This is a genomic window from Arthrobacter sp. efr-133-TYG-104, assembly GCF_030208915.1.
In the GTDB taxonomy this organism is placed as follows: domain Bacteria; phylum Actinomycetota; class Actinomycetes; order Actinomycetales; family Micrococcaceae; genus Arthrobacter.
Window position 1 is genome coordinate 1 of the sequence record NZ_JARVTA010000019.1, and the last position, 23,690, is coordinate 23,690.

General features: G+C 65.0%; 23 protein-coding genes. 16 read left to right on the forward strand and 7 right to left on the reverse strand.

Annotated elements, in window-relative coordinates; translation table 11 throughout:
- Window positions 1–113 precede the first annotated feature (113 nt).
- Window positions 114–1,046 carry a LysR family transcriptional regulator gene (locus QRN04_RS14150; protein ID WP_284976662.1) on the reverse strand — a complete coding sequence of 311 codons (933 nt, stop codon included), beginning with the start codon at window positions 1,044–1,046 and terminating at the stop codon, window positions 114–116.
- 157 nt (window positions 1,047–1,203) lie between these two features.
- On the opposite strand from QRN04_RS14150, the gene QRN04_RS14155 reads away from it, so the two are divergent.
- Together QRN04_RS14155 and QRN04_RS14160 are read left to right on the forward strand one after the other, a co-directional pair.
- On the forward strand, window positions 1,204–2,508 hold the full coding sequence (locus QRN04_RS14155; protein ID WP_284976663.1) for an aromatic ring-hydroxylating oxygenase subunit alpha: 1,305 nt from the start codon (window positions 1,204–1,206) through the stop codon (window positions 2,506–2,508).
- Window positions 2,505–3,920, forward strand: coding sequence for a ferredoxin reductase (locus QRN04_RS14160; protein ID WP_284976664.1), 1,416 nt, complete (start codon window positions 2,505–2,507; stop codon window positions 3,918–3,920). The genes QRN04_RS14155 and QRN04_RS14160 overlap by 4 nt, the downstream gene beginning before the upstream one ends.
- 12 nt (window positions 3,921–3,932) lie before the next feature.
- Here the strand turns inward: QRN04_RS14160 and QRN04_RS14165 are convergent, their stop codons facing one another.
- Window positions 3,933–4,673, reverse strand: coding sequence for a GAF and ANTAR domain-containing protein (locus tag QRN04_RS14165; protein ID WP_284976665.1), 741 nt, complete (start codon window positions 4,671–4,673; stop codon window positions 3,933–3,935).
- A gap of 185 nt (window positions 4,674–4,858) precedes the next feature.
- Between QRN04_RS14165 and QRN04_RS14170 the strand changes: the two genes are divergently transcribed.
- The gene (locus tag QRN04_RS14170; RefSeq protein ID WP_284976666.1) at window positions 4,859–5,635 is read left to right on the forward strand and encodes a sigma-70 family RNA polymerase sigma factor; all 777 of its coding nucleotides are present in this window, start codon (window positions 4,859–4,861) and stop codon (window positions 5,633–5,635) included.
- Window positions 5,636–5,659: 24 nt separating this feature from the next.
- On the opposite strand, the gene QRN04_RS14175 is transcribed toward QRN04_RS14170, so the two are convergent.
- Window positions 5,660–6,610, reverse strand: coding sequence for a glycosyltransferase family 9 protein (locus QRN04_RS14175; RefSeq protein ID WP_284976667.1), 951 nt, complete (start codon window positions 6,608–6,610; stop codon window positions 5,660–5,662).
- Between the two features lie 86 nt (window positions 6,611–6,696).
- On the opposite strand from QRN04_RS14175, the gene QRN04_RS14180 reads away from it, so the two are divergent.
- Genes QRN04_RS14180 through QRN04_RS14210 form a run of 7 tightly spaced genes read left to right on the forward strand, consistent with a single transcriptional unit; the run spans window position 6,697 to window position 13,536 of the window.
- Window positions 6,697–7,266, forward strand: coding sequence for a D-glycero-alpha-D-manno-heptose-1,7-bisphosphate 7-phosphatase (locus QRN04_RS14180; RefSeq protein WP_284976668.1), 570 nt, complete (start codon window positions 6,697–6,699; stop codon window positions 7,264–7,266).
- The gene (locus QRN04_RS14185) at window positions 7,263–8,360 is read left to right on the forward strand and encodes a glycosyltransferase family 9 protein (RefSeq protein ID WP_284976669.1); all 1,098 of its coding nucleotides are present in this window, start codon (window positions 7,263–7,265) and stop codon (window positions 8,358–8,360) included. Before QRN04_RS14180 ends, QRN04_RS14185 begins: the two co-directional genes overlap by 4 nt.
- Window positions 8,357–9,424, forward strand: a complete 1,068-nt coding sequence (locus tag QRN04_RS14190; RefSeq protein ID WP_284976670.1) for a glycosyltransferase — start codon at window positions 8,357–8,359, stop codon at window positions 9,422–9,424. The genes QRN04_RS14185 and QRN04_RS14190 overlap by 4 nt, the downstream gene beginning before the upstream one ends.
- Window positions 9,421–10,701, forward strand: coding sequence for a glycosyltransferase (locus tag QRN04_RS14195; protein WP_284976671.1), 1,281 nt, complete (start codon window positions 9,421–9,423; stop codon window positions 10,699–10,701). Before QRN04_RS14190 ends, QRN04_RS14195 begins: the two co-directional genes overlap by 4 nt.
- On the forward strand, window positions 10,698–11,363 hold the full coding sequence (locus tag QRN04_RS14200) for a D-sedoheptulose-7-phosphate isomerase (RefSeq protein WP_284976672.1): 666 nt from the start codon (window positions 10,698–10,700) through the stop codon (window positions 11,361–11,363). The genes QRN04_RS14195 and QRN04_RS14200 overlap by 4 nt, the downstream gene beginning before the upstream one ends.
- Window positions 11,360–12,787, forward strand: a complete 1,428-nt coding sequence (locus tag QRN04_RS14205) for a PfkB family carbohydrate kinase (protein ID WP_284976673.1) — start codon at window positions 11,360–11,362, stop codon at window positions 12,785–12,787. Before QRN04_RS14200 ends, QRN04_RS14205 begins: the two co-directional genes overlap by 4 nt.
- A 53-nt stretch (window positions 12,788–12,840) precedes the next feature.
- On the forward strand, window positions 12,841–13,536 hold the full coding sequence (locus tag QRN04_RS14210; protein WP_284976674.1) for an SDR family oxidoreductase: 696 nt from the start codon (window positions 12,841–12,843) through the stop codon (window positions 13,534–13,536).
- On the opposite strand, the gene QRN04_RS14215 is transcribed toward QRN04_RS14210, so the two are convergent.
- A complete protein-coding gene (locus QRN04_RS14215; RefSeq protein ID WP_284976675.1) occupies window positions 13,505–14,686 on the reverse strand; it encodes a glycosyltransferase family 9 protein in 1,182 nt (393 codons plus the stop codon). The genes QRN04_RS14210 and QRN04_RS14215 overlap by 32 nt on opposite strands.
- A 123-nt stretch (window positions 14,687–14,809) precedes the next feature.
- Between QRN04_RS14215 and rfaE2 the strand changes: the two genes are divergently transcribed.
- Window positions 14,810–16,411, forward strand: coding sequence for a D-glycero-beta-D-manno-heptose 1-phosphate adenylyltransferase (rfaE2, locus tag QRN04_RS14220; RefSeq protein WP_284976676.1), 1,602 nt, complete (start codon window positions 14,810–14,812; stop codon window positions 16,409–16,411).
- An 11-nt stretch (window positions 16,412–16,422) separates the two neighbouring features.
- Complete coding sequence (locus tag QRN04_RS14225; protein ID WP_284976677.1) at window positions 16,423–17,457, forward strand: NAD-dependent epimerase/dehydratase family protein; 1,035 nt, start codon at window positions 16,423–16,425, stop codon at window positions 17,455–17,457.
- 15 nt (window positions 17,458–17,472) lie between these two features.
- On the opposite strand, the gene QRN04_RS14230 is transcribed toward QRN04_RS14225, so the two are convergent.
- Window positions 17,473–18,555: an FUSC family protein gene (locus QRN04_RS14230; protein ID WP_350224941.1), complete on the reverse strand. Its 1,083-nt coding sequence runs from the start codon at window positions 18,553–18,555 to the stop codon at window positions 17,473–17,475.
- A gap of 205 nt (window positions 18,556–18,760) precedes the next feature.
- Between QRN04_RS14230 and QRN04_RS14235 the strand changes: the two genes are divergently transcribed.
- The 3 genes from QRN04_RS14235 to QRN04_RS14245 are packed head-to-tail and all read left to right on the forward strand — an operon-like array spanning window position 18,761 to window position 20,639.
- Window positions 18,761–19,615, forward strand: coding sequence for a hypothetical protein (locus QRN04_RS14235; RefSeq protein WP_284976678.1), 855 nt, complete (start codon window positions 18,761–18,763; stop codon window positions 19,613–19,615).
- A complete protein-coding gene (locus QRN04_RS14240; RefSeq protein WP_284976679.1) occupies window positions 19,612–20,046 on the forward strand; it encodes a phage holin family protein in 435 nt (144 codons plus the stop codon). Before QRN04_RS14235 ends, QRN04_RS14240 begins: the two co-directional genes overlap by 4 nt.
- Entirely contained in the window at window positions 20,043–20,639 is a 597-nt protein-coding gene (locus tag QRN04_RS14245; protein ID WP_284976680.1) for a DUF3618 domain-containing protein, read from the forward strand. Before QRN04_RS14240 ends, QRN04_RS14245 begins: the two co-directional genes overlap by 4 nt.
- Window positions 20,640–20,776: 137 nt before the next feature.
- On the opposite strand, the gene QRN04_RS14250 is transcribed toward QRN04_RS14245, so the two are convergent.
- Together QRN04_RS14250 and QRN04_RS14255 are read right to left on the reverse strand one after the other, a co-directional pair.
- Entirely contained in the window at window positions 20,777–21,376 is a 600-nt protein-coding gene (locus tag QRN04_RS14250) for a hypothetical protein (protein ID WP_284976681.1), read from the reverse strand.
- Window positions 21,377–21,537: 161 nt separating this feature from the next.
- Window positions 21,538–22,026 (reverse strand): inorganic diphosphatase, encoded by a 489-nt coding sequence (locus QRN04_RS14255; protein ID WP_284976682.1) that lies wholly within the window; start codon window positions 22,024–22,026, stop codon window positions 21,538–21,540.
- 205 nt (window positions 22,027–22,231) lie between these two features.
- Between QRN04_RS14255 and dacB the strand changes: the two genes are divergently transcribed.
- Window positions 22,232–23,680, forward strand: a complete 1,449-nt coding sequence (gene dacB, locus QRN04_RS14260) for a D-alanyl-D-alanine carboxypeptidase/D-alanyl-D-alanine endopeptidase (RefSeq protein WP_284976683.1) — start codon at window positions 22,232–22,234, stop codon at window positions 23,678–23,680.
- Window positions 23,681–23,690 lie beyond the last annotated feature (10 nt).

A 23,690-nucleotide genomic window follows, 5' to 3' on the forward strand; every position in this document is an offset into this window, starting at 1 on the left:
AACGTCGACGAGATCCCCCAGCCCCACCGCCTCGCAGAGCGCGGCTGGTAACAGGACTCGGGGGAGAGCCCAGCCGGCGGCGACGGCCGGCACCCGGGCCATGGGCGGGCATGTCAGAGATCGTCTTTGGGCCGATCGTTGAGGATTCGACTGGCGCTGACCTGCAGGATGTCGAGCGACTCCTGGATCAGCGGCGATGTAATGCTCCCTCGCCGCACGGCGGCCACGATGCGCCGGGCGGGCTTCCCTTTCCCGGCAATGTGCAGCCGGACCACGTTTTCGGCATTGTGCAACGGCGCCAGACGCGGCAGCAGGCCCACGCCAAGTCCCGCACCCACGAACGCGATCTGGGTTTCCCATTCAACGGCCTCATGGGCTATCCGTGGCGTCACTCCAACGGCCGTGAAGGCTGCGGTGAAAAGGGAGTGGTAGGTGGAACCCGCCGCCTCGGTAATCCAGGGTTCCGTGGCAAGCTCTTCCAGCGTCACCGTTTTCCGGGACGCCAAGGGATGGCTCGCGGGAAGAATCACGTCCAAGGGATCGTCAAGCAGAACGGTCTGCTCAAAACGTGGGTCATCCTCGCCGTAGCTGTCCGATTGCATCGCGACGATGACCGCCAGGTCGATTCGCTCGGCGACCAATAAATCGAAGCACCGCGCTGGATTGGCCTCGAGTACCTGCACTTGCAGCAGGGGGTGTGTTGAACGCAACGAGGCTGCCAGCGGCGCGAGCAATTGCGCGGCCGCCGTCGAGAATCCGCCAAGTCCAAAGCGGGACTGCACCTGGTCCCCGGCCTCCATGGCCGCTGCGCGCAGGCTCTCCCACTCGGAAATGAGGGTGTCCGAACCCTCCACGAGGAAGCGGCCGGTGGCGGTCAACCGCACGCCCCTGCCGTCCTTGGTCAGGAGTTGCATTCCCAGTACACGTTGGAGCTCACGCAACTGCGCGGAAACAGCGGAAGGGGAATATCCTGTCAGCTCAGCTGTGGCGCCAACTGTGCCACAGCGGGCAAAAACCCGGAGCGTAATCAGACGTGGATCAATCATGCACCTATTGTGCATGGATATCTCCTGAATGTTGCGCTTTTGTTGCAGGTCGATCGACTCTAATCTCGTGATTACGCGGATTTCGACAACGCAGGGTGGACCCCCGGCCCGTTGTCCCCACGAATCGCATAATTACCCAGCCCCCGGGAGGAACCACATGTCTGCTCCAGCGAACTTACCCCTCAACACACGCGGAAAACTCGCGTCATCTTTGCCCGCAGAGCAGCTGGCGGAGATCAGCGAGTTGTTCGACTTCCGGCGCGCGGGATATTCCCTCGACGCCCCGTTCTACACGGACCCGACGATTTTCGGCGTCGACATGCAAGCCATTTTTGGCCAGCACTGGATCTTTGCCGCCAGCATCGCCGAACTGCCCGAACCGGGCGACTATGTGACGGTCGACTATGGGCCCTACTCCTTGATCGTGCTGCGCAATGACGACGGCGGCGTGAACGTACTGCACAACGTCTGCCGCCACCGCGGCGCCCGGGTGCTGACCGAACCCGCAGGTTCCACGGGAAACCTCGTATGTGGCTACCACTCCTGGACGTATAACCCGAACGGTGATCTGATCCATGCCTCTGCGCCGGGAGAGGCGAAGTTCGACAAAGGATGCTTTGGCCTCAAACGCGCGCACAGCCGTGTGTTCGCCGGACTGATCTTTGTCTGCATCGCCGACGAGCCGCCAGCTGATTTCGATGAAACCGGAAAAATCTTCGAGCCCTACCTCGCGCCGCACGATCTGTCCAAGACGAAAGTTGCCTACCAGCAGAACATCGTCGAGGAAGGTAACTGGAAGCTCGTCATGGAGAACAACCGTGAGTGCTACCACTGCGACGGGCACCCGGAACTCGCATGCTCACTCTTCCCCACTTGGGGCCTGACGGAAGGGCTGATCCCAGCACACCTCGAGGAGGTGTGGGACCGCAACAAGGAAGCGCAGTCCTCGCTCGAGGAACGCTGCCGCCGCTATGGCCTTCCCTATGAGGTGGTGGAGGAGCTCGACACACGCGTAGCGGGAATCCGCATCTCACGGGAATCGCTCGACGGAGAAGGCGAATCGTTCTCGACCGATGGGCGCAGGCTCTCCAAGAAGCTGCTGGGCGACCTGCGCGACTTCCGCCTGGGCCGCTGCTCAATGCACTTGCAGCCGAACAGTTGGTTCCACTTCCTCGGGGACCACGTGATTACTTTCGGCGTTTTCCCCATCAACGAACACCAGACACTGGTACGCACCACATGGCTGGTGGCTGACGACGCCGAGGAAGGCGTCGATTACGACCTGGAAAAGCTCACCTACACCTGGAAGCAAACAAATCTCCAGGACAAGGCGTTCGTGGAGTTGTGCCAGAAGGGCGCTGGAAGCCCTGCGTACGAACCGGGTCCATACATGAAGAGCGAATACCAGGTGGAGGCATTCATCAACTGGTACGTACAGCGCGTGCAGGAGCACTTGGCATGATCGAAATCCGCACTGAGGCTGCCATCGAAGAACCACGGCGCATTCGCGGTCTTGAGATGCCTTGGAACCGGGTCATGGGCAGCACCGAGGCACCTGCCCGGGCCGCCCGCGCCTTGGGACCTTGGCATCCGCAGGAGTTCATGGCCGAATGTGTCGAGATCGTTCCGGAGGTGGGCGGGATGATGACTTTCGTGTTCCGTCGGACTGACGGTGCACCCTTGGCCTTCCGTGCGGGGCAGTACGTTAACGTCGCCTTCCCAGTGAACGGCGAGGACCGTGATCCGGTGGACCGCAGCTATTCGCTCTCCAGTTCGCCCACGAAGCCGTGGACCTTCGACATCACCGTCAAGCGCGACCCTACCGGGGTGGTCTCGCCGTGGGTCCACGAGAACGTCAAACCTGGTACGGTCCTGGAGATGCTCGGCCCAGTCGGGGCATTCCACCTGCCCGACGCCGACCGGCGGGCACGGTACCTTTTGCTGGCCGCCGGAGCGGGGATCACCCCCATCATGTCGATGGTGCGGACCATCCACTCGCTGCCGGGGCAGGCCGACGTCGTGGTCCTCTACCACGGAGCCGCTGCCGGGGGCTTCGCCTTCCACCGGGAGTTGGCCTACATCGCCTCCGTGGACTCGCGCGTGAAAGTCTTCTACTCCTTAGGTGACCGCGCCAGGCCCGATGGGTGGGAAGGACTCAGCGGGAGGCTCACGGCCGCCATGCTTGAGGAGGTGGCCCCCGATGCCAACGGCCGCCAAGTCTATGCCTGCGGGCCCGAGGGGTACCTGAATACGGCCACCGAGCTCCTGAGGAAGGTTGGGGTGGACGACACCTCGATTTACATGGAGTTCTTCACGGGGGATCGCCAAACTCTCCTTGAATACCAGGCAGAACTCGCTCTTGCCGTGGACATTGCGGAGGAAATTGCAGAGGAACTCGCCGATTCCGCCGAAGACTACTACGAAAGCCAACCCGCCGCGTTCGGTCTTTACGAGCCCGGCTACGACACCGAAGGCACCTTGGAAGCTACGGGGTTGCCGCTGGAATCCGTGGAGCACGATGTGCCGGGTCCGGCAGCGTCCGGCGGCAATTCGGAGGAGGCGCCGAAGGCTATGGCGCCCGATGCCTCCAGCTTCGACACGGTGGGGACGGGAAGTCTCACGATGTCCTTCATGCGCACCGGCATTAATGTGCGGATCGACTCCAACGAGCACATCCTGGGGGCGGCCCAACGTGCAGGAGTCAGGATCGGCGCGAATTGCAAGGAAGGCATGTGCGGCTCCTGCAAAGTGGTCAAGCTGTCAGGGGAGGTCGACATGAACCACCAGGGCGGAATCCGGGCACGGGAAATCGACGCCGGCAAATTCTTGCCGTGCTGCTCCACCGCGCGGACCGACTTGGTGATTGACGCCTAGCGGGAGCCCGGCCTATTTGAAGTACGTCTGGACCTGTCCACCGCCGGCTGACTCAACGATGGCCTGGGCTACGGCCCGCAGTTTGATGTTGCGGTTGCTGGAGGCTTTTTTGATGAGCTCCATGGCTTCCACTTGTGTGCACCTGTTCTGGGCAATGATGATGCCCGTGGCGACGTCGATGACGGTCCGCGACTCCATCGCCGCCCGTAAGTTGGCGGCCGTCTCGCTGTGCTGCGCCAGCTTAATGGCCAAGCGGAGGCCATTGGAGGCCTGGTCAACGTAATCGTTGGCCCGCTGTACGGCGCCTTGGTCGAACGCATGGGGCCGGTCCGAGTAGAGATTCAAGCCCGCCCTGGCGGTATCGTCCGGGAGGTTGAACGGAACGGCCAGCACGGAACGCAGGCCATGGCCGGTGATGGCCGCGTTATAGTCCGGCCAGGTATCGTCCTTCTCGAAGTCCGGAATGTGGACTTGCGTGCCTTCGCGGCAGGCGTGCAGGCACGGACCGTCTGCGAACGCGTACTGGACTTCATCCAGTTGCCGTGCCCGTTCCCCGCTGCTGGCAACGGTGGCTGCGGTGCGTTGCCGCATCAGGGTGATTCCGCAATAAATTTCCCCTGCCGAGCCGCTGAAGATGGCCGCGGAGTGCCTTGCGAGTTCTTCCAGGAACTCCGTGACGTCGTCGGTGTCCAAGAGCAGGCTTTGGATATCGGCCACCATTGATGCCGGTTCGGCGAGCTGTGGTTCTTCCATCTCGATCTCCGCTCCTGGATACGGCTGCCTTTTGCGCCTAACCCCGCATCCCCGTTGAAGGTTAATACTAAGCGTACTTCGCTTTTTACTCCCACACCCGTTGAAAGCTAATAGTAAGTGTGCTTCTCTTTTTAAGGAGTCTTGCCGTGGGCTCACCCTTTACATCCCCTAAGGATTGAAGCCCCATGCATCAAACCCGACCCTACGAGGTCCGAACAAGAACTCCCGGGCCCGCGCCCGAGGGCAGTATTCGGCAGAGCTTCCAAGACAGCTTGGTCTTGGACCACCTCAATCTGGCCAAAGCCATCGCGGCGAGGTACTCGGCCCACACCCACGACATCGACGACGTGCGGCAAGTCGCGTACATGGGCCTGATCAAAGCCTCCCGTGGCTACGACGAGTCCAAGGGTGTCAGCTTCCCGGCCTACGCCGCTCCAACCATCGCCGGGGAGGTCAAACGCTACCTCCGGGATCACTGCTGGGTTGTCCGCCCACCTCGGACCATCCAGGATGTGCGTCGGCAGGTGCTGGCGCGGACTGAAGAGATGACACAGACCCTGCAGCGCACCCCCTCGCCTGAGGAAGTCGCCCAGGATCTCCAGTTGGAGCCCTGCCAGGTGCGGGAAGCCCTCATGGCTGGGACCAGCAAGCGTCCGGATTCGCTGGACGCCCCGGCCTCGGAGGGCCGCGATGGACTCCAAGGCTCCCTTTCAGCTTTTGGTTGCCCAACGGACCGGCTCGAGGACGTGCTGGCCCTGCGGAACGCAATCCGCGACCTCAGTGCCGAAGACCGGCACCTGCTCTACCGCCGCTACTACCGTGAGGAAACACAGTCCACCATCGCTGAGGCCTTGGGCATTTCACAGATGCAGGTTTCGCGGAAGCTCTCGAAGATCCTCGTCTCGCTCCAAGCCCAGTTGCTTGACGAGCAGGACCACCTCCAGAACGGAACAGCACCTTAGAACGGAATTGGGCCTTAGCCTCCGTCAGCACCCCAGCCTTGCCACGGCGTCGAGTACGTCCTTGACGCTGACGGCCAGCAGCGCGGGGTCGGGGTCCGGCGAGAAGACATCACCGCGGCGGAGCTCGACGGCGGTCAGCACCACGTGTGGGCCGGGCGGCGGACCCCATTCCTCGGCGGGCGCCGGCCCAAAGAGGACCACTGATGGACGTTCATAGGCCGAGGCCAGATGGGCCGCGCCTGTGTCCGCGGACACGACGAGCCGGGCTGCGGCTATGGTGGCCGCAAACTCTGCGAGGCCCTGCCGCCCGGCCAGCAGGCCGTCGTCGAGGTTTGCTCCTTTGAGCTTGGCCAGGGCGGCGGTCTCTTCGGCGCGCCCGCGCTCGGACGCGCCGCCCGTCAGCACAATCTCATGCCCGGCGGCGGCCAGCTCGACGGCGACATCCGCGAACCGCTCCACCGGCCAGAGCCTACTGCCGTAAGCCGCGCCCACGTGGATCACCGTCGCGCCGGGGCGTGGCGATGGGACGGCCGGAATGTTCAAGCGATAGTCCAGGGGGTCGGCGTCGATACCGTGCCAGTTCAGCAGCCTGGTCCAGCGTTCCCGCTCGGGGCGGCCGGTAATCCACGGTGGCCCCTCGATTCCGGGAGACTCATGGGCCACCACCCGGTTCGCCTGCAGTTCGTCTATTCGGAGACGGCTTTCGGCGCCGTTTCCGTGCAGGTTGACCGCGATATCGACGGCGCCACGAGGCACCGTCAAGGGGTCGTCCAAACCCGGCGTGGGCAAATGGTGGATGCCGCCCACCAGCTCCAAGGCCTCCGCTATCCAGGCAGGGGCCGCATACAGAATCCGGTGTTCAGGGAACGCCCGGCGCAGGCCGCGCAGGGCCGGAACGGCCACCAGGAGGTCCCCAAGTTTCAAGGCCCGCAAGGCAAGCAGCAGCGGTTGATCGGTGCTTTCAACAGTGTCCATAGTGACCTCCCGGTAGGAGTCTAGCGGCACGAAACTTCTCGTGACCGCACTGTTTAGCGCTTGGAGAACTGGGGAACGTTGCGAGTATGGGAGGAACCGGAACGTTGAAGGCGGTCCTGTTTGACCGCGATGGAACGCTCGTCGTTGATGTGCCTTACAACGGCGATCCGCAACTGGTGCGGCCCATGGAAAGTGCCGGTCCTGCGCTCGACAGAGTTCGCCGTGCAGGACTTGCGACGGGAGTGGTCAGCAACCAATCGGGCGTGGCCCGTGGGCTGCTGACGCTCCACCAAGTGGACGCAGTCAATCAGCGGGTGGATCAGTTGCTGGGCCCATTCGACGTGTGGCAAGTGTGCCCGCACGGTCCCGAGGACGGTTGTGATTGCCGCAAGCCCGCGCCGGGAATGATTCTTGGCGCGTGCCGGGCTTTGGGCATCGACCCGTCCGAGGCTGCGTTCGTGGGTGATATCGGGGCGGATATGGGTGCGGCCACGGCAGCCGGAACCCGTGCCGTCCTGGTACCAACCCCGGTGACGCGGCAAGAGGAAATTGATGCTGCGGAACTGGTGGCTGAGGACTTGGAGCAGGCGATTGAGCTCCTGCTGGGCGACACGAAAACCAAGGAAGACCAAGCACGCCAAGGCGCGCCCGTATGAGCCGGGTCCTGGTGGCCCGGCTGGACAGCATGGGCGATGTCCTCCTCTCAGGTCCAGCCCTCCGCGCGGTGGCCAACGGAAGCCGCCGCGACGGAAGCCGGCCCAACGACGTCGTCCTGCTGTGTGGTCCTGAAGGTGCGGGTGCCGCCGAGATGCTCCCCGGCGTAACGCAGGTCCACACGTGGGCCTGCCCGTGGATCGTCAACCCGGCACCTCCGGCAACGGAAGAGATGATCAACAGCCTGATCGAGTTTGTCCGCAATTCCAGGATCGAAGAAGCCGTGATCCTCACTTCCTTCCATCAATCCCCCCTACCCTTGGCTCTCCTGTTGCGGCTTGCCGGCGTCAGGAAGATCACGGGGGCCTCAACGGATTACGCGGGCTCCCTGTTGGATGTCCGGCTCAAACCCGGCGAGGACTTCCCGGAAGACCAGCCTGAAGTGATCCGCGCACTGACCATTGCGGAGGCAGGCGGCTATGTGCTGCGGGACGGCGACGACGGCAAGTTGCACATCACGTCCGGCCCGGAGCCCGAAGGAGCCACCACGCTGGCCCGCGAGCTGGCGGAGGAGGGCCCGTACATTGTGGTTCACCCCGGGGCCGCTGCACCGGCAAGGGCGTGGCCCGCGCTCCACCATGCTGCAACCGTCGAGTTGCTTCAGGCCTATGGACACAAGGTGGTGGTCACCGGTGGGCCCGGGGAAACTTCCCTGACGGCGACCGTGGCCGGTCCCTCCGCCCGGAACCTGGGCGGTGGAACGAACCTCAGGACCCTCGCAGCGGTTCTCGAGGGCGCCGCCGTCGTGGTCACCGGCAATACTGGCCCCGCCCATCTGGCGGCGGCCGTTGGCACTCCGGTGGTTTGTTTGTTCGCGCCCGTTGTCCCCGCGATCCGCTGGGCACCGTACGGAGTGCCGATGGAACTGCTCGGCGACCAGGAAGCGGCCTGCAAGAACAGCAGGGCCCGCAGGTGCCCGGTCCCCGGGCATCCGTGCCTGAGCTCAGTGGCTCCCGAGCAGGTTGTCGAGGCGGTCGAACGGCTCCTCGGTGGCGTCTCATCCCTGTCCACCCGGCGAAAGGTCTGGAAACCATGAGGATCCTCGTGTGGCACGTCCACGGCGGGTGGATGGAAGCTTTTGTCCGTGGCCGTCACGAATACTTGTTGCCCACACTGCCCGACGGCGGCGCCTGGGGTTTGGGGCGGGGCGGCCGTGACTGGCCCGCCAACGCGCAAGAGGTGGATCTGGACATCCTTGACCCGGGAAGCGTGGATGCCGTGGTCCTGCAGCGGCCCGAGGAGATTGCGGCAGTAGCACGCGCCCTGGGGCGGCGACCCGGAATGGACCTGCCCGCCGTGTATCTGGAGCACAACACCCCCAAAGGCGATGTGCCCTTCACCCTGCACCCCCTCGCTGACCAGAACACGATCCCCGTTGTCCACGTGACCCATTTCAACCAGCTTTTCTGGGACACCGGCTCGGCCCGGACCACGGTAATCGAACACGGCATTCCCGACCCCGGGCACCTGTATACGGGCGAGCGGGAAGAGATGGGCGTGGTGGTCAACGAGCCCGTCCGGCGTGGACGCGTCACAGGAACCGACCTCCTGCCCGGCTTCGCGGCTGTAGGTCCGTTGCGTGTATTCGGAATGGGAACTGAAGCCTTGCCAGAGGCACTGAACCTGCAGGCGCACGGCCTCGGCGCGGAACGGCTCCGCATCTCCGGGGATGTCCCGGCGGCCAAACTCCACAAGGAACTCGCCCGCTGCAGGCTCTACCTCCACCCCCTGCGCTGGACTTCCTTGGGCTTGGCCCTGCTCGAAGCCATGCACCTGGGCATGCCGGTCCTGGCGCTCTCCACCACCGAAGCTGCCAGGGCGGTCCCGCACGGCGCGGGCCTGGTCTCCAACGACGTCGAGGACCTGCAACGGTTCGCCCGGCGCCTCCTGGAAGACCCCGACGATGCCTACGCCATTGGCATGGTGGCCCGGGAAGCTGCGCTGGAGCGCTACGGCTTGGGCAAGTTCCTCCGCGCCTGGGACACGCTCCTCGCTGAAGTGTCTACTCAACCGCAAGCTACCCAACGGCGGGCTACCCAACGGCCAGCCACCCACCGCCACGACACTCAACGCCACCACACCGAGAGGATGCATCCATGAAAATCTCCATGGTCTCCGAACACGCCAGCCCGTTGGCGGCCTTGGGCGGCGTCGACGCCGGCGGGCAGAACGTCCATGTCGCGGCACTGTCCTCCAGTTTGGCTGAGCGCGGCCACAACGTCACTGTCTACACCCGCCGTGACGATCCCGATCTTCCTGCAAAGGTGCAGGTGGGACCGGGACTCACCGTGGTCCACGTGGACGCCGGACCTGCCCGCCGCATCCCCAAGGATGACCTGCTGCCGTTCATGGGTCAATTGGCCGACGGCATCTGCGCAGACTGGGGCGATCAGCTTCCGGACGTTGTCCACGCACACTTCTGGATGTCCGGACTGGCCGCCATCCAAGCGTCCAAACGCGCCGGAGCCCCGGATCCCGTCCCTGTGGTGCAAACATTCCACGCGCTCGGATCGGTCAAGCGCAGGCATCAAGGATCTGCCGACACCAGCCCCCCGGCACGGACCTGGCTGGAGCCCTGGGTAGGCCGCACCGCCGACTGGGTGATCGCCACCTGCCCGGACGAAGTGTTCGAACTCAAAGTCCTCGGCATCAGCCGTTCCAAGATCTCCATCGCCCCCTGCGGCGTGGACCTTGCGTTGTTCCAAGGAACCGCCGACGCCGAACCCAAGAAACGCACACACCGGATCCTGAGCGTGGGCCGCCTGGTGCAACGCAAAGGCGTGGACCTCATTATCCAAGCGCTTCCGCTCCTCGCGGAGGCGGGCTTTGACGACGTCGAACTCTTGATCGTTGGCGGCTCCGGGGACGCTTTGAACCTTGAGGAAGATCCAGAAGCCCAGCGGTTGCGGTCCTTGGCCAAGGAATTGGGGGTTGAGGACAATGTCACCATGCGCGGGCAGGTACCCAGGGATGACATGCCGCGCATCTTCCGCAGCGCCGACGCCGTGGTGTGCACACCGTGGTACGAGCCGTTCGGCATCGTGCCGCTGGAGGCCATGGCTTGCGGAGTGCCCGTGGTCGCGGCCGCAGTGGGCGGACTCCGGGAGACCGTCGTCGACCAGAAGACAGGACTCCAGGTCCCGCCCCGGGATCCCGGGGCTATCGCTGAGGCGCTGGTAAAGCTCCTGAGGGACCCTGCCTTGCGGGCGGAGATGGGGCGCGCCGGAGCCCGTCGCGCCCGTTCCCGCTACTCCTGGGACAGGATCGCCGCGGACACCGAGAAAGCCTACCGATCCGTCCTGGCTGCCGGGCTTGCCGCCGGGCTGGCCCAGCAGGCCGATGAGGGCCTGGAACCGTTGGAAGGGAGGGCGTTGTGAGCATCAAATCAACTGTCCCGGAGACGCTGCCCGCAGGCTGGACGCCCAGCTTCAGTGCCGCCGCCATCCACGACGCCGAGGTCACCCGCCATCTGGATAACGTCCTGCCCGCACTGGAATCCCTGCGCTCGCAGTCCGGACGCCTGTCTGAGTGGGGGACCGAACTTGCCCATCGGCTCCTCGCCGGGCACCGCCTGCTCGCTGCCGGCAACGGTGGTTCGGCAGCAGAAGCCCAGCACCTCACGGCCGAGCTCGTCGGCAGGTTCGACGACGAGCGGGCACCGTTCTCCGCGATCTCGCTGCACGCGGAGTCCTCCGCTGTCACGGCCTTGTCCAACGACTACGGCTACGAGGAAGTCTTCGCCCGGCAGGTCCGTGCGCACGGCCGCGCCGGCGATGTCCTGGTCCTCCTGTCCACCAGCGGACGCAGCCCCAACCTGCTCAACGCAGTCCGCACGGCACGTGAGCGCGGGATCACCACCTGGGCGCTGACCGGCAGCGGCCCGAACCCGCTCTCGGAGGCGTGCGACCAAGCCATCACCGTGGACGCTATCGCCGCGAACGCACAAGAAGGCCACCTCATCGCGGTACATGCCGTGTGCAGGGCCTTCGACGCCGAGGTTGCCCGGCGAACCGGTCCCTACTCCGGCGGTCAGCCATGAGGATCACAGTGGTTGGCGACCTCCTGCTCGACGTCGACATCAACGGTGCCGCCACACGGCTCAGCCCCGACGCGCCCGTGCCCGTGGTGGACGTCGCCGATGTCCGGCGTCGTGCAGGCGGCGCGGGCTTGGTAGCCACCGTCCTCGCCCAGGACGGCCACGACGTCGCGCTGGTCACCGCGGTATCGGACGACGACGGCGCCAGCCACCTCAAGCGGGCCTTGAAAGGCGTGCAGGTGCTCGCCGGAGCCCCACTCGCCCCTACGCCTACTAAGACGCGGGTACGAATCGGAACGCATCCGATGGTTCGGTTCGATGAAGGATGCTCCCCGGCGGCGGTCCCTGACAGCACGCCCGTGATGCTCGCGGCGATTGCTTCGGCGGAGGCGATTGTGGTGGCCGACTACGGCCGTGGAATCACGGCAAACGCGGAGATCCGTGCTGCCCTGGCCCAAGTGTCCGGCAAGGTGCCGGTGGTTTGGGATCCGCACCCGGCAGGGTCCGAGCCAGTCCCGGGGGTCGCGGTGGTCACGCCGAATCTCTCCGAAGCCTTGGCCGTTGCGAAGGCCGGCGGCCTGGATCCATCCTGCACCGGCGCCGCGGAAGCCGGCCGCCACCTGATGCGGAAGTGGCAAAGCAATGCTGTCCTGGTGACCCGGGGCGAGGACGGGGCGGTGCTGCTCTCCGTGGGAGACCCGTCGGCCCATGCCGTCACCGCACCCCCAACCAACGTCAGCGATCCCTGCGGTGCCGGTGACCGCCTGGCCGGAAGCCTGGCGGTGTACTTGGGCTTTGGACTGGCCCTCCCGGAGGCCGCAGCCCGGGCAGTGGAAGACGCATCCGGATTCCTGGCCCGGGGAGGAGCGGCAGCTTTGGCCTCTGCAGCTTTGGCCTCTGCAGCGGTGGAAGAGGCACCCAAGCAGGGGCCCGTCGTCGAGCATCAGCGCCTTGAGCTGGTCCGCGGAGGCAACCCCGACGGGCTCCTGCTCGCCGAGTCCATCCGCGCCAAGGGCGGAACGGTGGTGGCCACCGGCGGTTGTTTCGATCTCCTGCATGCAGGCCACGCCCGGACCCTGGCAGCAGCGCGCGCAATGGGCGATTGCCTGGTTGTTTGCCTGAATTCCGACGACTCCGTGAGGCGGCTCAAAGGCATGCACCGGCCCATTGTGAGCGTCGAAGACAGGGCCGAGTTGTTGCTCGCGCTCGAATGCGTCGATGCCGTGGTCGTTTTCGAGGAGGACACTCCCGAAGCATGCCTCACCGACATCCGGCCCGATATTTGGGTCAAGGGCGGCGACTATGTCCCTGATGAACTGCCGGAGGCCCGGCTTGTTGCGGGCTGGGGAGGGCGCTGCGTCACCGTGCCTTTCCATCCGGCCCGCTCCACCAGCGGCTTGGCCGCAGCACTGGCCAAAGTCAGCTGACTCCCTACGTTCGACCCAAGGAAAGCCTTGTTCGACCCAACGAAAGGAACCGCATGAACACGCAAACACCTGGCCGCGTCATTGTGACCGGAGGCGGGTCTGGTCTTGGAGCTGCCATTGTCGAGGCAATCCGCGACGCCGGCGGCACGCCGTTCGTCTTCGACCGCGACATCAGCAACGTCTCGGGCGCAAAGGCACTCGAAGTGGACGTATCCGACCGCGAAGCGGTAGAAGCTGCAGTGAAAGAGGCCGCAGAAAGCCTGGGCGGCTTGGATGGCGTTGTGACCGCTGCAGGCATTGATCGCTGCGGCAAGCTCGGCGACGTCCCGGCCGAGGAATGGGAAAAGGTGATCGGAGTGAACCTCCTTGGCACCGTTTCCACCGTCCGGGCAGCCCTGCCCTACCTTAAGGGTTCCCGCGGCCGCGCCATCACCATCGCATCGACCCTGGGCTTGCGGGCCCTCCCCGATGCCACGGCCTACTGTGCCTCCAAGTTTGGCGTCATAGGCTTCAGCCGTGCGCTCGCGGCGGAGACCGGGGGAGTCATCGGGGTCACCACGATCATCCCCGGCGGCATGAAGACGCACTTCTTCGACGACCGCGATGAGCAGTACAAACCGCAGGACGATTCAAAGCTCAACGACCCCGCCAACGTCGCGCAGGCTGTGCTGTTCGCCCTCTCACAGCCCTTCGGCAGCGAGGTCCGCGAACTCCTGATCACTCCCGCAGAAGAAGGCTCGTGGCCGTAAGGTCCAGCACGTCCTGAACAACGTCGGCCACGGCGATGCCCTCAACGAGGGTGTCGTCGTGGCCGCAGTGCGGAGCGGTCCAACCCACCTGGGTGACATCGGCTCCGCAGCGTGGGCACCTGGTGACCCAGGACATGTGGACGCGGTGCAGGGCCCGGCCCCGAGGCGCCGCGTTGAACGCGTTGCCCACCCAGTAGATCCCCACCGTTGGCGTGCCGAGGGCCTGGGCCAAGTGCCGGGGGCCGCTGTCACTGGCCAGCATCACCGTGGCCGATTCCAAGAGCGCGGCCAGCTCGCCGATTTCCAGTTCACCTGCAACCGAGCGAACGGCAACCGCGTCGACGGCGTCTTCCCCAACCAACTGCCGCGCGGCCACCTCGGCCACCTCCTGGGCCAGTGCCTTCTCGGAGTGGTCGCCCACGATGAGCACCTGGGTACCTTCCCGGGCGACGCCCGCCGCTGCGTCCGCAAAGTACGACGCCGGCCAGCGCCTCCGTGGATCGGTGGCGCCCGCGTGGACCACTACCAAGGAGCCGTACCTGTTATCCCGCAGGCCCGCTATGGACTCCCGATGTTCCTTCCGCGCGCGCAGGGGCGGTGCAATCATCGCGGGTGCTCCGGCCAGGCCTGCCACTTCCAGCCAGCGGTCCGGCTCGTTCTGGTAGTAGATGTAATCCAGGTTCCGCTCCAGCCGCTCCGCGTCGGGGGTCCGCGTCCCCACGGTGTGCCGCGCACCGATCTGCTGCAGGAACGGGTTGGAGAAGCGGCCGCCGCCGTGCATTTGGAGGGCTATGTCGAATTCCCTGGCGCGCATGGCCTCGAAGAACGCCGCCAGCGCGGCGAGATCCTCGGCGTCGGCGTCGAACCGTTCACCGTTCCGGGGACCGTCGTGGACGCCCCGCGCCGCCGGCAGCAGTTCGACGTCGTCAACGGGACCCTCCGTCGCGGCCACCACCGCCGCGTGGATGGGTGTGCCGAGGAGTGTCACGGTGGCGTCCGGGTAGGCATCCCTTAAGGCGTACAGCGCTGGATAGGTGAAGATGAGATCGCCCAAGCCACCACCGCGCAGCACGGCAATCCGTTTCACGTCGGCGAACTTTTCCAAGACAGGACCGATGCCCAAGGCCTGCTTTTCCTGCCCGTAGCCCATAGGTGCTCCTCTTCGCTGTCAGTGGTGGCGCGGACGGCGGAAAATCCCCGGCCCGGCGTGTGAAGCGCCTGCCGTTGGGTACCTGACGGGAACAGGAACATGCCGCCAAACGGAAGGTACCCCATGGCACGCCTCTCCAATCAAGAAGGCTTGGCTGACTGGTTGCCAGGTCGCTTGGCCGAGGAACGGCCCATCGTCACGGTCATCGGTGACTCCATCCTCGACGGGTGGTGGGACGGGACCATCGAACGGTTCTGTCGGGAAGCCCCGGCTCCCGTGGTGCAGGTCCAACGCCGTGACTTCGCGCCCGGCGGTGCGGCCAACACGGCCATGAACCTCGCGGCGATGGGAGCCGATGTCAGGTTCGTGTCGCTCGTCGGTGAGGATTCAGCGGGCCTGCAACTGCTCGAAAGGCTTGAAGCGGCGGGCATTGACGTCTCCCACGTGGTCTCCCATCCGGACATGACAACCACCACCAAATTCCGGGTCAGCAGCGGCGGCCAAGTGATGTTGCGCCTTGATGATGCTGCCAACGGGCTTCCCGGCGACGGTCTTGAGGTGTTGGCGGCCTTCATTCCGGAAGCGGTTGATGGAGCCACAGCGGTGGTGCTGTGCGACTACGGAGCCGGCGCTTTGGACGGGCCGGTGCGGGACGCGCTTCTTGAACACCTTGGACCGGAAACTGGACCCGGTTCGCCTGCTTCGAGGAACATGCTGGTGGTCGTGGACGCGCACAACCCTGGGCAGTGGGCTGGGTTGCAACCGGACATCGCCACACCCAACGCCCAGGAAGCGTCCCGGCTGCTCGGCGTCGAGCTGCCAGGCGGGGCAGCCCGATGCCCCTTCATTGAAGCCCACACGGACCGGCTCCTTCGAGCGTCGGGTGCGGGCGCCGTCGTCGTCACCCTGGACCGCGAGGGGACGTTGACCATGCGCTCGCCCACGGGCCCGAGCCACGGAACAACCGGGCCGGTCCACCGGACGCCCGTCGAGAGGACACCGGTCCACAGAACACCGATCCACCGGACATGGGCCCGGCCGCAGGCGGAGAAGCAGGCATCAGGTGCCGGGGATACGTTCGTGGCGGCGCTGACATTGGCGCGGGCCGCCGGCCTGCCGTTGACCACCAGCGTGGACTTCGCCCAGGCGGCCGCGGATGTGGTGGTCCACCGGCCGGGTACCTCGGTCTGCACCACGGATGAACTGACACGCCACCTCAGCGGATTCGCGGACACGGCGTTGTCTGCCGCCGAGTTGGCGCAGCAGGTGGACGAGCACCGCCGCCAGGGCAAGCGCATTGTGCTGACCAACGGCTGCTTCGATGTGCTGCATCGCGGACACACCCGGTACCTCAACCAGGCAAAGCAGTTGGGTGACGTCCTGGTGGTGGCCTTGAACAGTGATTCGTCGGTCCGGCAACTCAAAGGCCCGGACCGCCCGGTCAACCACGAAGCCGATCGCGCCGCAGTGATTGCCGCCTTGAGTTGCGTGGACCACGTCACCGTTTTTGACACGCCCACGCCCATCCCGTTGATCGAGTTGCTTCGGCCCGACGTCTACGCCAAGGGCGGGGATTACACGCCGGAGATGCTTGCCGAGTCCGCTGCCGTGGAAAGTTATGGCGGCACCGTGAGCATCCTGGATTACGTGCCCGAGCACTCCACCACGGCGGTGCTTGAACGAATCCGCTCTACCGGAGACGGCGGAGATAACCCGCGCAATTGAGGAAGGACGCCATGCGTATTGTCATTACCGGTGCCACCGGCCATGTGGGGACGGAGTTGTTGAAGCGGCTGCATCGGGCCCGCACGGAGGAAGGCGCGGATCTGGATCTGGTTGGAGTGGTCAGGCGCCACCCCGACCAGGACTCGCAACCGTACAACGACGTCGACTGGAGGACCCTGGATGTCGGATCGCGCGAGGACCAACCCGCGTTGGCCTCGGCCATGGCCAACGCCGACGCCGTGGTGCACCTTGCCTGGCTCATCCAGCCGAACCATGACCGCCAGGCACTCCGTCAAACCAACGTAGCCGGGACGGCCCACGTGTTGGCTGCAGCCCGGAGGGCCGGAGTAAGGCACGTGATTTGCGCGTCCTCCGTGGGTGCATATTCGCCGGCTCCCAAAGACCAGCGGACCAGTGAGGACTGGCCCGCGGCAGGGATCCCGGGATCACATTACAGCGCGGATAAGGCTGCGCAGGAGAAGCTCTTGGACACCTTCGCCGAGGACAATCCGGACGTTGTGGTGTCCCGCCTCAGGCCCGCCCTGACATTCAGCGCAGGAGCCGGCAGCGAGGTTGGCCGCTACTTCCTGGGCCGGCACTTGCCGCGGTTCTTCCCGCGCAAGCCCTGGCTGCCGTTGCTGCCGGTGCCCAAGGAATTGGTGTTCCAAACGGTGCATGCGGCGGACGTCGCCGATGCCTACTGGCGCGTACTCGATCGGCGTGCCGGAGGTGCGTTCAATATCGCGGCGGAGCCGGTCATTGATCCCAACGCGTTGGGTTGGCTCCTCGGGGCAGGACGGGTGGTGCGTTTACCGCTTTCGCTGCTTCGCGGCGTCGTCCAGGTCACTTGGCGGTTGCACGCCCAAGCGACAGACGCCGGCTGGGTGGACATGGCAGCGAACGCGCCGATTATGGACACCTCAAGGGCCAAGAGTGTCTTGGGCTGGTCGCCAAGGCATTCATCACTGGAGTCCTTTGCCGAGATGATGGATGGGCTAGGGGCAGGGAAGGGCAGGCAGGCCTCGCCTCCGCTCCAACCCCGCTAGGCCAACCCCGCTGGTTCACTCAGCTGAGAGGACCACGGTGAGGATCCGGCGAAGGCTCATGGCGACGGACGCCGCGGCAACTACCGGTGCTTGTCCGGCGGCGGCGTCAGCAACGGCGTCGTTCAATGCCGCGATGCTTTCCTTTGCCTCCGCCAAGCGGTCCTCAAGTTCACCGGGGTCATCACCGCGCCAGTGGTCGACGACGGCAGCCGATGCCTCCAAAGCCTGGGAAAGATGGGCCAGCACAGCGTCCGGAATGGCGGTGCCGGCATCCTTTTCCCAAATGGCGCTTGCCAAGACGTCGGTAGTGTCCTGGACGTGGAAAGTGAGCCGTTCCAACGTCTGTAGGCCTGCCAGGTCGCCGGGAAGGCGCGTTGCCCGACGTCGGGACCTGGGGTTCGCTTTGGTGCTTAACTCAGCTTGGTGCACCGCAGTCCGCACGGCTGCGGCTGTACGTGAAAGTTCGTCGCTGCGGCTGGCCCAGGCTTCATGGTTGGGTGGCCACGATTCTTCCATGGCCCGGGCCATGTCCTTGAGCTGCCGCGACAGGGCAGCTTGGTGGCCAGCGATGGCGGGGTCGATTGCGTCCAAATGGAGCGGAGGAAATAGCAGCCAGTTCACCGCGAACCCGCAAGCCACCCCCATCGCCATCTGGAGGACGTAGGCGTAGGAGAAGCCTTCAGCGTTGGAACCACCCAAAACCAGCACGAAAAGCGCTGCCATGGGAATCCAATCGGAAGCCGATCCCAACCGGGGCAGGCCGCCGATAAGGACCCCCAGTCCCACCACCAAGGCCACCGAAAAAGTGGAGGGTCCCGTGAGCGAGGTGACAAGGAAGGCCATGCCGATGCCCAAACTCAGCCCAAGCAGGCTCTGCAGCCCGTGCCGGGCAGAATCTGCCACCGTGTGGTGCATGCTGACCAGCGCGCCTAATGGCGCGTAATAGGGGTAGGCGGCAGCGGGTCCTGGCATGAGGGGCGCAAGCCACCACGCCAAGCCGGCAGCGAGTGCCGTCTTGACTGCGAACAGTAGCCGGTGGCGGGTGATGCTTTTTTGGAGCGCGGGGATCAGCCGACGCCGGGCGGGCAAGAGGCTCATCAATGCAACGTTCGCAGGTATGGGCCACAGTGTCGAGCGGGAGCAGGGATACGTGGCGGACGCCATCCGCCTTTGGCTCGATTTAAGCAGTGAGGAATTTGGTGCGATTAGAACTGTGACAACCGGGTACACACCCATTGATAGTAACGATCCTTACTATCCCGGCTGCTGTCCGCAGCCTGCCAACTGTGGAAAGAGAGCGACAATGACTGAGAGCCAATCGCCGCAGGACGGAAGCTTCGCGGCGCCATCAACCGGTGCCCATGCAGGCACCGAGCCTTTCACCGGAAGCTACCTGGACTCGCCGGACGTCGAATTTGAGACTGCTGGAACCGCTGATACCGGTTCTGCAAGTTCCGGTACCGTCGACGCTGCCAAGCAAGAAGCCGCAGGAGTGGCTGGGGCCGTGGGCGACGCCGCGAGCGGAGTTGTCGGCACCGCAAAGTCGGAAGCCGGCAACGTGGCCCACGAGGTCAAGGTAAACGCCCGCCAGCTGCTGACGCAGACCAAGGGTGAACTGGCCGACCAAGCCCAGGCCCAGCAGCAGCGTGTTGCTGAGGGTCTTCGGTCCATCTCCGATGAACTGAAGAACATGGCCAATTCCAGCGAGAACGGTGGCGTCGCCACGGACCTCGTCCAGCAGGCGGCCCAGCGTTCCTCCTCCGTTGCCCAGTGGCTTGAAGGCCGGGACCCGGGTTCATTGGTGGAAGAACTCAAGGGATTCGCACGCCGCAAGCCAGGCGCGTTCCTCATGATCGCTGCAGGCGCAGGCATCCTTGCCGGCCGACTCGGCAGGGGCATGGCTGACAACTCGCCGATGGGTGGAGGGTCCGCAAGCGATACGGCAGATGTGACCGCAGAGACTCCCCGCGCTGTCTACTACCCGGCAGCAGGCGGGGCCGTGACTCCTCCGGCCGTGGACCTGCCCGGGCCGGCCACCACCACCGCCGGATATGGTTCGGCCACCACCACCGGATACGACGCCGGAACCACCGGCGGTTACGAGGGTGCTACCACGCCACTTGATCCGGACGATCCCCAGTACGGAGGTCTTCGATGAGCAGTCCCGCCGATCTGCCCCCCACTACTGCCGCCCACGTGAAGGCAGAAACCGTACCTCTTGGTGAGCTGCTCAGCGACGTGACGCGCGATATCTCCACCTTGATGCGCCAGGAAGTGGAACTGGCCAAGGTGGAAATCAAGGATTCGGCTACCAAGGCCGGCAAGGGCGCAGGAATGCTGGCCGGAGCAGCATGGGCCGGCCACCTCGCCGTCGTTTTCCTGTCCATCGCCCTTTGGTGGGCACTTGGCCTACTCATTGGCCTCGGGTGGTCCGCAGTTGTTGTGGCGGTCATCTGGGCAATCGTTGCTGCAGTTCTGGCCTCCAAGGGCCGCAAGGAACTGAACGCCATCAAGGGCTTGCCCCGCACGGCAGAGACAGTCAAGGAAATACCTCCAACCTTCAAACCGAATACTGAGGAGACACGATGACGCAGAACCCCGAAGCACTGCGCGCCGATATCGAAGAAACGCGCCGGCGGCTCAGTACAAATGTTGACGCCGTGGCCGATAAGGTCACCCCGTCCCACATCGTCAACCGCAGGGTGGACAAGATCAAGACGGCCGTATTCGGCGCCCGGGACGATGTCCAGGATGCTGCCGGGAACGCTGCAGGCCGGGCCGGCGACGTTGTTTCCGGCGTCGCGGGCAACGTGTCCGGTGCTGTTTCGGATCTTGGTGACGCACCGCAGGTGATCACCCGCAAAGCACAGGGCAGCCCGATCGCTGCAGGCCTCATTGCTTTCGGCGCAGGCCTCCTTGTCTCGGCGCTCTTCCCGCCGTCGGAGAAGGAGCGCGAGGCAGCTCAGGCACTGAAGGATGCGGCCCAGCCGTTGACTGAGGAAATCAGCCACGCCGCGCAGGAAGTGGCCGAACACCTGAAGGAACCTGCCCAGGACGCCATGCAGAACGTCAAGGACAGTGCCACCGAGGCAGCCTCCAACGTCAAGGACGAGGGGCAGTCCGCAGCAGCTGATGTTCAGGGCCGCGCCTACGAGGCCAAGGACAACATCAGCAACCAGTAGCCTGACCCACTCACCTGGCTGAGTCGCAGCAGAGGCCGTTATGAACACTCATAACGGCCTCAACTGCGTCTTGGTCGGGTTTTCCCGCGAACTGGGTTTTGTCAGCGAACTGGGTTTCTTCACCGCGCGGGGTGGTCTCAGCGAACTTCGAGGATCTGGTGCAGCAGCCGGGCGGCGGCCGGCCTGGCCGCGTGCTCCTCGGCCCATTGCGCCCGGGCCACCGCTTTGCTGACAGCTTGGGTGGTGATCCCCAGTTCCTGGGCCACTGCTTTTTGCTGGCCGCGGACACCGGGGGTCAGCAGATCCAACACGCGCCATTCGGCCGGGCTGCGGTGCAGGACGATATGGCCAAGGAGGCGCAGCACGGCTTCTGCCTCCGCGGCCAATGTGGTGAGTGGGCCCTCAACGGCAACGGGAATCCGGTCCTTGCCGTAGCGGAGCCGGTCCACCGCGCGCCTGGCGTAGACCAGCCCGTGGCCGGAGGCGTCCGTCACCACGTTGGGCAACGGTTCGTTCACCGGACCCACCCCGATCCCCACGTACCAGCGTCCGGACCTCAAGGCGATGAGGGCAGCCTCGACGGCCTCATGCGCGGACTCAACAATCCCTTGGACTTCATCGTGCACCGAACGGTCAAAGTCGAGCCGAGCAGGAATGTGCCGCAGGTCCTTAAGGAGCCGCGGCACCAAGTCGCCATCGTGGCGGCTATCCCGTTGGTTGATGGTCAAAGTGAACATATGGATCCCCATGCTACCGGCTGGTAGCCGCACGGCAAGGGGTCAATAAAAAAGTACGACGACGGCCGGTAAAGTTCCCAAGGAACCGCACCGGCCGTCGTCGTACTGTTACGCCACAGACCTGTTGGTTACAGCGCTAGTGGGCTGTGTCAGTGGCTGTGTTAGTGGCCTTCGGTCGAGAAGCGCTTGATGGATGCCTCGAGCTCGGCTTCGGCAGCGGCGCGATCGCCCCAGCCCTCGGCCTTGACCCACTTGCCCGGCTCCAGATCCTTGTAGCGCGTAAAGAAGTGCTCGATTTCCTTGATCAGGAATTCGCTGACGTCGCTGATTTCCTGGATGTGGTCAAAACGGGCATCCACGGGAACGCACAGGACCTTGGCATCTCCGCCGCCGTCGTCGGTCATGTTGAAGACGCCGATCGGGCGGGACTCAACGATGACGCCCGGGTGCAGGTCGAAGTCCTGCAGGAGCACCAGTGCGTCCAGCGGATCGCCGTCTTCGCCCAACGTGTTCTCGAAGAAACCGTAGTGCGTGGGGTACTGCATGGAGGTGAACAGGACGCGGTCCAGGCGGACACGGCCGGTTTCGTGGTCAACTTCGTACTTGACGCGCGATCCCTTGGGGATCTCGATGGTCACGTCGTGCTTCATGGAATGCTCCTTGACGGGGGTGGTGGGGCGTTACTCCCCCCAAGTGCCCGCCACAGGTGACGGTGCTCGGGTAGGCTGCTCAGCCCCAGGGCTGGCGGCAGGCGAAAATGGAGCCGGGGCCGCCGACTACTATTGAGGATATAGGGAGAGGCCCGGTTTCTTGAACCGGCGGGGAAATTCAGGACTGACAGGACCACACAACTGCATGGACGGGGTCAAAGACCGGGCTGCCCGGAACAGGGTTTCGGTGGCCTTGGAGCACCTGAAATGGCCGTTCCTCCTGGCTGCCGTTCTCGTTGTGGTCACCGCAATGGTGGTCACCGGAATGGTGCCCTCGCTCCTCACCGCACCGAAGCCCGCCCTCGCCGCGCCCTCGTGGCAGCTCCCGCCGGCTCAGCTCTCGCAGCCAAGCGGTGTACTGCCTTTGGACAAGAATGCGCCCCTGCCCGTCCCCGCTCAGGTGTCCAGGCTCCTCGACGGCCCGCTGAAGCCTGACGGCGCCGGATCCATGACCGGTGTGGTCCTCGATGCTTCCACCGGCCAGGTCCTCTTCGACCGGGACGCAAATTCCAACCGGATTCCCGCGTCGAACATGAAACTGCTGACCGCCGTCTCAGCGCTGAAGGCCCTGGGCCCGGAGACGCGGTTCACCACCCGGGTAGTTGCCGGGTCCACCCCCTCAACGGTGGTCCTCACGGGAGGAGGGGATGTGCTCCTCGGTGCAGGAGCATCCGTTCCCACCGCTGTGATGGGGCACGCGGGCCTGTCTTCGCTGGCCTCGGACACGGCCGCGGAATTGGCAAAGGCCGGGGTCAAGGGCCCCATCACCGTGCAAGTGGACGATTCCTTATTCACTGGGGCTCCACTCAATCCCGCGTGGAGCCTCGACGACGTTGCGGCCGGGGAGACCGCCCCGTTGTTTCCGCTCGCCATGAACTCCGGACGCTACGCTCCGGACAGCACTACCGGCCCGCGGCCCCAGGACTCCGCCCTCACTACCGCGCAGGCGTTCGCCACACAGTTGGCGGCCGCAGGCGTGGCCGTGAACCCCGGCGTCGTGCGCGGAAAAGGCGTCCCCGCCAAAGTGCTGGCCACTGCCCAGTCAGCCACCGTGGGCGAACAGGTGGACCTCATGCTGGAGACCTCCGATAACTTCCTCGCGGAGGACATGGGCCGGATGACGGCGCTGGCATCGGGCAAGAAAGCAACGTACGACGACGCCACTGCGGCCGTGCGGCAGAGGCTGGGGGAGTTGGGCATCGCCACGGATTCGATGCGGTTGGCCGACGTGTCCGGCCTCGCGTTGGATAACCAAGTCAGCACCCGCCAGTTCGCCGAAGTAGTCCGGGCCATCACCAGCGGGCCCGAAACCGCTTTGCGCGCCGCGCTCGACGGGTTCCCCGTGGCTGGCCTGACGGGCACCCTGGATAACAGGTACGCCGCGGACGGTACCGCTGCCGGCGCCGGGTTGGTACGGGCTAAAACGGGCACACTGAATACCGTGATCGCCCTGAGCGGCTATGTGGTGGATGCTGACGGCCGGCTCCTCGTTTTCTCCTTTATCGGCAACGGCCTCGATCCGGGTGCGGCAGGAAACAAGATCGCAATGGACCAAGCCGCCACTGTCCTGGCTTCCTGTGGTTGCCGCGGCTAAAAGCTGCGCG